The 11,883-nt window shown below is 68.8% G+C and carries 9 protein-coding genes; 2 read left to right on the top strand and 7 right to left on the bottom strand.

Features of this window, described 5'->3' with window-relative positions:
• Nucleotides 1–49: 49 nt before the first annotated feature.
• From gap to J5V96_RS02710, 7 genes are all read right to left on the bottom strand, one after another.
• Nucleotides 50–1,057, bottom strand: coding sequence for a type I glyceraldehyde-3-phosphate dehydrogenase (gene gap / locus J5V96_RS02740; protein ID WP_208500099.1), 1,008 nt, complete (start codon nt 1,055–1,057; stop codon nt 50–52).
• Nucleotides 1,058–1,153: 96 nt separating this feature from the next.
• The gene (locus J5V96_RS02735) at nt 1,154–1,780 is read right to left on the bottom strand and encodes a superoxide dismutase (RefSeq protein ID WP_208500098.1); all 627 of its coding nucleotides are present in this window, start codon (nt 1,778–1,780) and stop codon (nt 1,154–1,156) included.
• 183 nt (nt 1,781–1,963) lie between these two features.
• On the bottom strand, nt 1,964–2,935 hold the full coding sequence (whiA, locus tag J5V96_RS02730) for a DNA-binding protein WhiA (RefSeq protein WP_208500097.1): 972 nt from the start codon (nt 2,933–2,935) through the stop codon (nt 1,964–1,966).
• 170 nt (nt 2,936–3,105) lie between these two features.
• Nucleotides 3,106–4,002 (bottom strand): RNase adapter RapZ, encoded by an 897-nt coding sequence (rapZ, locus tag J5V96_RS02725; RefSeq protein ID WP_236014368.1) that lies wholly within the window; start codon nt 4,000–4,002, stop codon nt 3,106–3,108.
• Nucleotides 4,003–4,013: 11 nt separating this feature from the next.
• Complete coding sequence (uvrC, locus tag J5V96_RS02720; RefSeq protein ID WP_208500096.1) at nt 4,014–5,942, bottom strand: excinuclease ABC subunit UvrC; 1,929 nt, start codon at nt 5,940–5,942, stop codon at nt 4,014–4,016.
• Entirely contained in the window at nt 5,942–8,845 is a 2,904-nt protein-coding gene (uvrA, locus tag J5V96_RS02715) for an excinuclease ABC subunit UvrA (protein ID WP_208500095.1), read from the bottom strand. Before uvrA ends, uvrC begins: the two co-directional genes overlap by 1 nt.
• 90 nt (nt 8,846–8,935) lie before the next feature.
• Nucleotides 8,936–9,382: a MarR family winged helix-turn-helix transcriptional regulator gene (locus J5V96_RS02710; RefSeq protein ID WP_307793335.1), complete on the bottom strand. Its 447-nt coding sequence runs from the start codon at nt 9,380–9,382 to the stop codon at nt 8,936–8,938.
• 43 nt (nt 9,383–9,425) lie between these two features.
• Here J5V96_RS02710 and J5V96_RS02705 point away from each other — a divergent pair, with 43 nt between their 5' ends.
• Entirely contained in the window at nt 9,426–9,638 is a 213-nt protein-coding gene (locus J5V96_RS02705) for a hypothetical protein (RefSeq protein ID WP_208500093.1), read from the top strand.
• Between the two features lie 93 nt (nt 9,639–9,731).
• Entirely contained in the window at nt 9,732–11,876 is a 2,145-nt protein-coding gene (locus J5V96_RS02700) for a catalase (protein ID WP_208500092.1), read from the top strand.
• Nucleotides 11,877–11,883 lie beyond the last annotated feature (7 nt).

Genomic DNA, 11,883 nt, shown 5'->3' with positions numbered 1-11,883 from the left:
GACGCGGGATCGACGGGCCTTCGAGACGTCGTCAGGTGACGGGCTCAGCTCAGAGCTGGCCGCCCACGTACGCGGCGAGGTCGACGAGGCGGTTCGAGTAGCCCCACTCGTTGTCGTACCAGGACGAGACCTTGACGAGGTTGCCGTCGACGTTGGTCAGGCCCGAGTCGAAGATCGACGAGTGCTGGTTGAGCTGGATGTCGCTCGAGACCAGCGGGTCGGTCGAGAACTGCAGGATGCCGTTGAGGCGCCCCTCGGAGGCGGCGGCCTGGTAGGCGGCGTTGATCTCGTCGACGGTCAGGCCGTCCTTGGTGATGATCGTCAGGTCGACGATCGAGCCCGTGGGCACCGGCACGCGGTAGGACGAGCCGGAGAGCTTGCCGTTCAGCTCGGGCAGCACCAGGCCGATGGCCTTGGCGGCACCGGTCGAGGCCGGAACGATGTTGACGGCGGCGGCGCGGGCGCGACGCAGGTCGCTGTGCGGGCCGTCCTGCAGGTTCTGGTCGGCCGTGTAGGCGTGCGCCGTCATCATGAAGCCGCGCTCGATGCCGAAAGCGTCGCTGAAGACCTTGGCCAGCGGGGCCAGGGCGTTGGTCGTGCACGAGGCGTTCGAGATGACGTGGTCGGTCTCGGCGTTGTACTTCTCCTCGTTCACGCCCATCACGAACGTCGGAGCCGGGCCCGAGGCGGGAGCCGAGATGATGACCTTCTTGGCACCACCGGACAGGTGAGCCGAGGCGTCCTCCGGCTTGGTGAAGCGACCGGTCGACTCGATGACGATGTCGGCGCCGATCTCGCCCCACGGCAGGGCCTTCGGGTCGCGCTCGGCGAAGGCCTTGATGACCTTGCCGTCGACCGTGATCGACTGCTCGTCGAAGGTGACGTCCTTGCCCAGCGGGCCGCCCACCGAGTCGAACTTGAGCAGCTGCGCGAGCGCCTTGTTGTCGGTGAGGTCGTTGACACCGACGATCTCGATGTCGGCGCCCTGCGAGAGCGCGGCGCGGACGAAGTTGCGGCCGATGCGGCCGAAGCCGTTGATTCCGATCCTGACAGTCACTGATGGACTCCTGTATCTCATGCGCGCGACGCGCGCGGTTTGTGGATGACGGTGGATCCCGGCGGGCACGCACCCCGCCGGGATCCGGACCGTCTGTCAGCCGGCGATGAGAAGGCCGGCGGTCTTGGTGCGGGCGGCGTCGAAGCGGGCGGCGACGTCAGCCCAGTTGGCGATGTTCCAGAACGCCTTGACGTACTCGGCCTTCACGTTGAGGTAGTCGAGGTAGAACGCGTGCTCCCACATGTCGAGCATCAGCAGGGGCGTCACACCGAGCGGGACGTTGGCCTGCTGGTCGAAGAGCTGGAAGATCGAGAGGCGCTGGCCGATGGCGTCCCAGGCGAGGACGGACCAGCCGGATCCCTGGATGCCGTTGGCGACGGCGGCGAAGTGCGCCTGGAAGGCGGCGAACGATCCGAACTGGTCGGCGATCGCGGCGGCGAGCTCACCCTCGGGCTCTCCCCCGCCGTTCGGCGAGAGGTTGTTCCAGAAGATGGTGTGGTTGGTGTGACCGCCGAGGTGGAACGCGAGGTCCTTCTCGAGCTTGTTGATGTTCGCGAAGTCACCGCTCTCACGCGCGGCGCCGAGCTGCTCGAGCGCCGTGTTGGCGCCGGCCACGTAGGCGGCGTGGTGCTTGTCGTGGTGCAGCTCCATGATCTTGCCGCTGATGTGCGGCTCGAGCGCCGCGTAGTCGTAGGGCAGATCGGGGAGGGTGTAGACAGCCATGCGATGTTTCCCATCCGCGCCGGAAGCGGCGCTCCGAGGTGAACGTCCGCGTCGCGCACGACGGGACCGGACCCTCTTCATCCTAGTGAGCCTGGGAAGCCTCTGGACGCCCCTTTACGCGAACCGCCCCGGCTGATCCGTTCGGATCGGCCGGGGCGGCGCGCGAAGCAGAGGTGCGGTGGTTCAGGAGCCCGCGGGCACGGCGGACTCGGTGCCGGGCACGCCATCCTGCTCGGCGCGCTTGTCGGCCATCGCGAGGAGCCGGCGGATGCGTCCCGCCACGGCGTCCTTGGTGAGCGGCGGCTCGGCGTGGTGGCCGAGCTCGTCGAGGCTCGCGTCGCGGTGCGCGAGACGGAGCTCTCCGGCCTGCTTGAGGTGAGCCGGCACATCCTCGCCGAGGATCTCCAGGGCGCGCTCGACACGTGCGCACGCGGCGACCGCGGCCTGCGCCGAACGGCGCAGGTTGGCGTCGTCGAAGTTGACGAGGCGGTTCACGCCCGCGCGCACCTCGCGGCGCTGGCGGAGCTGGTCCCACTCGGCCGCGGTCTGAACGGCGCCGATGGCGAGCAGCATTCCGCGGATGGCCTCGGCCTCGCGGATGACCACGCGCGGGACGCCGCGCACCTCGCGGGCCTTCGCGGCGACGCCGATGCGGTGGGCGGCGCCGACCAGCGCCATGCCCGCTTCGCCCGTCGGGCAGGCGATCTCGAGGGAGGCCGACCGACCGGGCTCAGAGAGGCTGCCGGAGGCGAGGAACGCGCCGCGCCAGACCGCCGCGAGGTCGTCGCGCGAGCCGGTGGTGAGCTTGTTCGGCAGACCGCGCACGGGGCGGCGGCGGATGTCAAGGAGGCCCGTCTGACGCGCCAGCGTCTCGCCGCCGTCGACGACGCGCACGGCGAAGTACTCGCCCTCGCGGCTGCCGGAGCCCTGGATGCGGGCGAGCTCGGGACGCACGCCGTAGATCTCGGCGATGTCGCGCGCGGTGCGGCGCGCGAGGTCGGGGGTGTCGACCTCGGCCTCGACCGCCACACGTCCCGCGATGGAGTGGAGGCCGCCCGCGAACCGCAGAAGAGCGGTCAGCTCGGCGACGCGCACCGTCGGTCGCGGGTCCCGGATGGCGGTCAGTTCGGCCTTGACATCGGCGGTCAGAGACACCGTGCTCCCTACTTCGAAAACTGCGCGCGCCATGCCCGGCGCGAAGAGAAAGCCTACCTGGCGAGGTCCGTGCGGCGCTCGGAGACCGGGGGCGACTTCACAGCCAGGGGCGCTAGGAGCGCCTCTTGTTCACCGGATGGGCGCACCCGCCTCGGTGGAGCCAGATCCGGCTACTCGCGGCCGAGATCGCGGTGACGCAGGCGCACGGCGACGCCGGGAACATCCTTCAGCCGCTCGGCGAGGGCGATCGTCATCGCAACCGAGCGGTGCTTGCCGCCGGTGCATCCGATCGCCACGGTCGAGTGGCGCTTGTTCTCGCGCTGATAGCCGGCGAGCACGGGCTTGAGCGCGGCGGCGTAGGCCTCGAGGAACTCGGCCGCGCCCTCCTGCTTGAGCACGTAACGAGACACCTCCGCGTCCTCGCCCGTGTGCCCGCGCAGCTCGTCGATCCAGAACGGGTTCGGGAGGAACCGCATGTCGGCGACGATGTCCGCATCGGTGGGCACGCCGTACTTGAACCCGAAGCTCTGCAGCGTGACGATGTGCGCCGGGGTGTCGGCGTCGGCGAACAGCTCGCCCACCCGCGTGGCCAGCTGGTGGATGTTGAAGCGCGAGGTGTCGATGACCAGGTCTGCGCTCTCGCGAAGGGGCGCGAGCATCTCCCGCTCGCGGCGGATGCCGTCGACGAGGGTTCCGTTGCCCTGCAGCGGATGCGGTCGGCGCACCGACTCGAAGCGCTGCACGAGCACGTCGTCGGAGGCGTCGAGGAAGACCACCCGCAGGTTGTTGCCGTCACGGATCGCCTGCGCCTCCGCGGGCAGCTCCGCGAACAGATCACGGCCCCGCACGTCGACCACCGCCGCGACGCGGGGAAGATGATCGCCCAGGCGTCCCGAGAGATCGAGCAGCGGCCGCAGCATCTGGGGCGGGAGATTGTCGACTACGTACCAGTCGAGGTCCTCGAGCGCGTTCGCCACCGTGGACCGGCCCGCGCCGGACATGCCCGTCACGATGAGCACCTCGCCCATGCGGGTCGCCGGTTCCGTTGCCTGCTCCTCGCCGATCATCGATTACAAGCCTATGCGGTGGCGGCGGCTTCCCGCGCGTCATCTCGGAGGTGCTCGAAGATGGTGGCGGCGAGTTTCGGTCCGATGCCGGGCAGCTCGGCGATCTGCTCCTGGGTGGCCGAGCGCAGCGCGGAGACCGACCCGAAGTGGCGCAGGAGGGCCTTGATGCGTGCCTCCCCCAGACCGGGGATCTCGGTGAGCACACTGCGGATGTCGCGCTTGCGCTTGCGACGCTGGTGCGAGATGGCGAAGCGGTGCGCCTCGTCACGCAGACGCTGTACCAGGTACAGCGCCTCGCTCGTGCGCGGAAGGATCACCGGATAGTCGTCCCCCGGCAGCCAGATCTCCTCGAGGCGCTTGGCGATGCCGCACAGCGCGATCTCCTCGTGTCCCGCATCCGCGAGCGCGCGCGCCGCGGCCTCGACCTGCGGCCGGCCGCCGTCGACGATCAGCAGCTGCGGCGGATAGGCGAAGCGGCGCCGCCTCTTCGTCTCGGTCTCGACGATGGCATCCGGGTCGGTCACGTCGGGACCCGGATCCGGGGCGTCCTCGATGCGATCGAGATGCGCGAGCCGCCGGGTCAGCACCTGGTGGATCGAGTCGGTGTCATCCGTCGTGTGCGCGATCGAGAAGGACCGGTACTGATCCTTGCGGGGCAGGCCGTCTTCGAAGACCACCATGGAGCCCACGACGTTGGTGCCCTGGAGGTGCGAGATGTCGAAGCACTCGATGCGCAGGGGTGCCTCGGTCATGCCGAGCGCCTCCTGCAGGTCGCTGAGCGCCTGGGTGCGCGCGACGTAGTCGCTCGTACGGCGCATCTTGTGCCGCAGCAGCGCCTGCTGCGCGTTGAGCGTGGCGTTGCGCAGCAGCTCGGCGCGCTGGCCCCGCTGCGCGACAGCGATCTCGACCGCCTTGCCCCGGCGCTCGCGCAGCCACAGCTCCAGATCGGCGGCATCCGGGGGAAGGACCGGGACGAGGACGCGGCGCGGGACGTCGGCGGGGGCGGCGTCGCCGTACTCACGCTGGAGGATCTGGTCGACGAGATCCCCACCGGAGATGTCGAGTTCCTTGTCGATGGTCGTCGAGCTGACGCCGCGCACGCGCCCTCCGCGGATGACGAAATGCTGCACGGCGGCCGAGAGCTCGTCCTCGGCGATGCCGAACAGATCCGCATCCTCGTTTGCCGGCAGCACGAGCGCGCTCTTGTTGAGCACCGCCTCGATCGAGGTCAGCCGGTCGCGCAGGATCGCGGCCTGCTCGTAGTCCATCGCGGCGGCGGCCGCCTTCATGCGCGCAGTCAGGTCACGAGTGAAGCGCTCGTCCCCGCCCTGCATAAACGCGATGAAGTCGTCGACGATCGCGCGGTGCTCCTCGATCGTCACCTTGTGCGAGCAGGGGCCGCCGCACTTGCCGATCTGACCGGGAAAGCAGGGGCGCCCGGTCTGCATGGCGCGCTTGTAGGAGGCGTCACTGCAGGTGCGGATCGGGAACACCTTCACCATCAGGTCGATGGTGTCGTGCACCGCCCAGACCTTCGGGTACGGCCCGAAGTACTTGGCGCCCGGAATGCGGTGGTTGCGTGTGACGATCACACGCGGCGCCTCATCAGCCAGGGTGATCGCCATAAACGGGTACGACTTGTCGTCCTTGTAGCGGACGTTGAAGGGCGGATCGAACTCCTTGATCCACTGGTACTCGAGCTGCAGGGAATCGACGTCCGTCGGCACAACGGTCCACTCGACCGACGACGCGGTCGTGACCATCCGGCGCGTGCGCTCGTGCAGGGTGTGCAGCGGCGCGAAGTAGTTCGACAGCCGCTGGCGCAGGTTCTTCGCCTTGCCGACGTAGAGCACCCGCCCGTTGGCGTCGCGGAAGCGGTACACGCCGGGATTGGTCGGGATCTCCCCCGCTCTCGGCTTGTACGCGAGCTGCTGTGCCATCAACCCGCCTTGCGGGCCGTGGCCTTGGACTCCCTCGCCCGCAGGCCCAGCACCTCGGACAGGAACTCGCCGGTGTGGCTGCCGTCGACGGTCGCCACCTGCTCGGGCGTGCCGGTGGCGATGATCTGCCCGCCTCCGGAGCCGCCCTCCGGGCCGAGGTCGATGATCCAGTCAGCCGACTTGATGACGTCGAGGTTGTGCTCGATGACGATCACGGTGTTGCCCTTCTCGACGAGGCTGTTGAGCACCTCGAGCAGGCGGCGGACATCCTCGAAGTGCAGACCGGTGGTGGGCTCATCGAGCACGTAGATGCTGCGCCCGTTGCTGCGACGCTGGAGCTCGGTTGCGAGCTTGACGCGCTGCGCCTCGCCACCCGAGAGCGTCGTCGCCGACTGACCGAGTCGCACATAGCCGAGCCCCACATCGACGAGCGTCTTCATGTAGCGATGGATCGCCTGGATCGGCTCGAAGAACTCGGCGGCCTCGGCGATGGACATCTCCAGCACCTCGGCGATGTTCTTGCCCTTGTAGTGCACCTGCAGGGTGTCGCGGTTGTACCGCTTGCCGTGACAGACCTCGCAGTCGACGTAGACGTCGGGCAGGAAGTTCATCTCGATCTTCAGGGTTCCGTCGCCCGAGCACGCCTCGCAGCGTCCACCCTTGACGTTGAAGCTGAAACGGCCGGCCTGGTATCCGCGCACCTTCGCCTCGGGGGTCTCGGCGAAGAGGTTGCGGATGCGGTCGAACACTCCGGTGTAGGTGGCGGGGTTCGAACGAGGGGTGCGCCCGATGGGCGCCTGGTCGACGTGGACGACCTTGTCGAGGTGCTCGAGGCCCGTCACGCGCGTGTGCTTGCCGGCAACGCGGCGCGCGCCGTTGAGACGCGTGGCCAGCACCTCGTACAGGATGTCGTTGACCAGCGTGGACTTGCCGGATCCGCTCACGCCGGTGACGGCGGTGAGCACACCCAGCGGGAAGTCGGCCGTGACATCGCGCAGGTTGTTCTCGCGCGCGCCCACGACCGAGACCATGCGCTTGCGATCGATCTTGCGACGCTTCTGCGGCGTCGGGATCTCACGGCGCTTGGCGAGGTAGTCGCCGGTGATCGACGCGGTGTCGGCGAGCAGCTCGGCGTAGGGCCCGGAGTGCACAACGGCACCGCCGCCCTCACCGGCGCCCGGACCGATGTCGACGATCCAGTCGGCGGCCTCGATGGTCTCCTCGTCATGCTCCACGACAACGAGGGTGTTGCCGAGGTCGCGCAGCGTGACGAGCGTCTCGATCAGGCGACGGTTGTCACGCTGGTGCAGGCCGATCGACGGCTCGTCGAGCACATACAGCACGCCCGTCAGGCCGGTGCCGATCTGCGTGGCGAGGCGGATGCGCTGGGCTTCGCCGCCCGAGAGCGAACCCGCAGCCCGGCTGAGCGTGAGGTAGTTCAGTCCCACCCGGATGAGGAAGTCGAGGCGCACGCGGATCTCGCGCAGCACCTGCGCGGCGATGTGCGCCTCGCGATCAGTGAGCGTCAGGAGATCCATGAACCCGCGGGCGTCTTCGAGGCTGAGGTGCGAGACATCCGCGATCGAGCGATCGTGCACCTTCACGGCCAGAACCTCGGGCTTGAGGCGATCGCCATCGCAGACGGGGCACGGGACCTCACGGAGATACTCGGACCACCGCTGGCGCTGGGCATCGCTCTCGGCCTGCGACCACTGCCGCTCGATGTACGGGACGACGCCCTCGAAGCCGCTGGCGTACCGCACCTCGCGGCCCCAGCGGTTCTTGTAGCGGACGTTGACGTTGTAGCCCTCGCCGTGCAGCACCGCGTCCTTGACATCCTGAGGAAGCGCGCGCCAGGGGGTGTCGAGCGAGAAGTTGAGGTCGTGCGCCAACCCGACCAGCAGGCGCTCGTAGTACTGGAACAGGCCCTTGCCCTGGGTGGTCCAGGGCACGATGACGCCCTCGCGGATCGAGAGCTCCTCGTCGCCGAGCATGAGCTCGACATCGACCGACATGCGCGTCCCGAGACCGGAGCACGCCGGACAGGCCCCGAAGGGGGCGTTGAACGAGAAGGTGCGCGGTTCGATCTCCGTCAGCTGCAGCGCGTGCCCGTTCGGGCACGAGAGCTTCTCCGAGAACGACTGCCAGGCGTCGTCGCCCTCTTCGTCGACGAAGTTCACCTGGAGGACCCCGCCCGCCAGTCCGAGCGCCGTCTCGACCGAGTCGGTGATGCGTCCGAGCATGTTCTCGCGCGAGACGAGGCGGTCGATGACGACCGAGATGTCGTGCTTGTAGCTCTTCTTCAGCACGGGCGGCTCGGCGAGCTGGATGAGATCGCCGTCGACGATGGCTCGCGAGTAGCCCTTGGCGCCGAGCTCCTTGAAGAGGTCGACGAACTCGCCCTTCTTCTGGCTGACGACGGGGGCGACGACCTGGTACCGAGTGCCCTCGGGCAGATCGTTGAGCTGATCCGCGATCTGCTGCACCGTCTGCCGCTGGATGCGCTCCCCGCACTGGGGACAGTGCGGCACGCCGATGCGCGCCCAGAGAAGGCGCATGTAGTCGTAGATCTCGGTGATCGTGCCGACGGTCGAGCGCGGGTTGCGGTTGGTCGACTTCTGGTCGATCGAGACCGCGGGGCTCAGGCCCTCGATGAAGTCGACGTCGGGGCGGTCGACCTGGCCGAGGAACTGACGGGCGTAGGCACTGAGCGACTCGACATAGCGGCGCTGGCCCTCGGCGAAGATCGTGTCGAACGCGAGGCTCGACTTTCCCGACCCGGAGAGACCGGTGAACACCACCATGGAGTCACGTGGGATCTCGAGGTCGACGTTCTTCAGATTGTGCACGCGGGCACCGCGCACACTGATCTTTCCGGGGCTGGAGACGGGGACGATCGGCACCCGTCCAGTCTAGGCGGGGCCACCGACAGTTGGATCTTTGTTCGAAGATCCGGCGCCGATCCGGAGGGGAATCCCAGGCGGGAGACCCGCTCAGAGGGACTTGTCGATGCGACCCGAGAACGGCTTGAGCGCGTCACGCAGGGACGCCACCTCGTCGGGGGTCATGCCCACGCGCTCCATGATCTGCAGCGGAACGCTCAGTGCGCGCTCACGCAGTGCGCGGCCCGACTCGGTGAGCTCGATGTCGAGACGGCGCTCGTCATCGGGTCGGCGGCTGCGGGTCACCAAGCCCTGAGCCTCGAGGCGCTTGACGAGCGGCGACGCGGTCGCCGGGTCGAAGGCCAGTTCTTCCGCGATCTCGCCGAGAGTGCGGGGCGACTGCTCCCAGAGGGCCAGCATCACCAGGTACTGGGGATGGGTGAGCCCGAGCGGGTCGAGCACGGGCCGATAGATCGAGACGACATTGCGCGCCGCCGTCACGATCGCGAAGCAGAGCTGGTTCTCCAGCCTCAGCAGATCGTCATCAGGATCGAGCACTCGTCCAGTCTCACACATCGGGCTATTTAGTACACTAAGGGTTATGACGGAGAAGACCCCGCTGGGTACCCGCATCCGAGAGGCGGGCGGGCTGTACCTGTGGCTCAACAAAACCCTCATCCGCCTCGCCGGCCCGCCGCAGGTGAGCCCGAACCTGCCCCGCAACCGCGACGGCGATGCCTGCGCGCACTGCGGCCTCCGCCGTGACGCCCATCGCGAGGACGCCGACGGCACGCTGCACTGCCCGAGCGCTTAGGCCCGCTCCCCTCTCACGTCAACCCTCTCGGCTCGCGCACCGTGCCCGACTTATCGTCGCCGCATCCGCTGACGACGACGAGGGAGAGGCCTCATGGCATCTGCACGCGAGAACGACATCCCGATCCCCGGCTCCCCCAGCCCGGTTCCTCCGACGCTGGAGGAGCCGACGGCGCCGCGCCGGCCGCTGCCCCCGAAGCCGGATCAGGACGGCCCCGAGGTCCGCACGCCCACGGGCGCCGCGACCGATCTGCCGGGCGGCACGGTGGCACAGCAGGGCGCGTATCTCACGACCGCGCAGGGCGCACGTCTCCCCGACACCGATCACTCGCTGAAGGCCGGTCCCCGCGGTCCGGTGCTCCTCCAGGACCACCACCTGCGCGAGAAGATCACGCACTTCGACCACGAGCGCATCCCCGAGCGCGTTGTGCACGCGCGCGGCGCCGCGGCACACGGCGAGTTCGTCGCGAACGGCGCCGCCGCCTCGGTGACCAAGGCGGCGTTCCTCCAGGCGGGCGCCCGCACACGCACGTTCGTGCGGTTCTCGACCGTGCTCGGCTCGCGTGGTTCGCTTGACACCGCGCGCGACACCCGCGGCTTCGCGACGAAGTTCTACACGCACGAGGGCGTGTACGACCTCGTCGGCAACAACATCCCGGTGTTCTTCATCCAGGACGCGATCAAGTTCCCCGACATCATCCACGCGGGCAAGCCGCACCCGGATCGCGAGATCCCGCAGGCGCAGTCGGCGCACGACACCTTCTGGGACTTCGTGTCGCTGCACACCGAGGCGCAGGCTCACGCGATGTGGAACATGTCGGACCGGGCGCTCCCCCGCTCGTACCGCATGATGCAGGGCTTCGGCGTGCACACGTTCCGTCTCGAGAACGAGGCGGGCGAGACCGTCCTGGCGAAGATCCACTGGCGTCCGCGCCTCGGCACGCACTCGCTCACGTGGGAGGAGGCGCAGCTCGCGGGCGGCAAGGATCCGGACTTCCACCGACGCGATCTCGCCGACGCCATCGAATCCGGGGCGCTGCCCGAGTGGGACCTCGCGCTCCAGGTGTTCCCGGACACGCCGGAGGAGACCTTCGAGGGCATCGATCTGCTGGATCCGACGAAGTTCGTCCCGGAGGAGCTCGCCCCACTGCAGGTGGTCGGCACCATGACGCTCACGTCCAACCCGTCGAACTTCTTCGCCGAGACCGAGCAGGTCGCCTTCCACCCCGGTCACCTCGTGCCGGGCATCGACGTGACGAACGACCCGCTGCTGCAGGGGCGGCTGTTCTCGTACCTCGACACGCAGATCTCGCGCCTGGGTGGGCCGAACTTCGCGCAGATCCCGATCAACCGCCCGCACGCGGACGTGAACGACATGCTGCGCGACGGCATGCACCAGACGGCCGTGCACCGCGGTGTCGCGCCCTACCACCCGAACTCCCTGGACGGCGGATGCCCGTTCCTCGCGGGCGCGGATCTCGGCGGTTTCGTGGAGGTGCCGGCGGCGGTGGCCGAGTCGGTGAAGGAGCGCACGAAGCCCGCCAGCTTCGACGACCACTTCTCGCAAGCGACGCTGTTCTACCGCTCGCTCACGCCGATCGAGCAGCGCCACGTGATCGAGGCCTACTCGTTCGAGCTCGGCAAGTGCTACGAGCAGGCGATCAAAGAGCGCCAGCTGGCGGCGCTGGCCAACATCGACGAGGACCTCTGCGCGCAGGTGGCCGAGGCGCTGGGCCTGCCTGCGCCCGCCCCGACCGTGGACATCGCCGACGTGGAGCCGAGCCCGGCTCTCCGCCAGGTCGGCGAGACGTGGCCGGTCTCGGGTCGCGTCGTGGGCATCCTGGCGGACGAGAGCGCCGATTCGGCTGAGCTGATCGCGGTGCGCAAGGCTCTGCACGCGGCCGGCACCGTGCCGCTGCTCATCGCACCGCACGGCGGCATGCTGCACGGGCAGCCGGTGCAGCGCTCCGCTCAGACCGCGGCGAGCATCGAGCTGGACGCGCTGCTCGCGCTCGGTCCGTCGAAGGATCCCCGCACTCTGCGGATGCTCGATGAGCTGTTCCGTCACGGCAAGGTGATCGCCGCCGCGCCCGCCGCCTCGCCGATGCTCGAGGACGCCGACATCGACCTCGCCGCTCCGGGAATCGCCACCGGGGACGCGGCCGAGGCCGTGACTCAGCTGCTCGATCTGCTGGGGGCTCACCGCGTCTGGCAGCGGATGGAGCTGCTGCCCGTCTGAGCCGAGC

It is taken from the genome of Microbacterium stercoris (assembly GCF_017592545.1).
Classification (GTDB): domain Bacteria; phylum Actinomycetota; class Actinomycetes; order Actinomycetales; family Microbacteriaceae; genus Microbacterium; species Microbacterium stercoris.
This window is presented reverse-complemented; position numbering and strand designations above follow the sequence as displayed.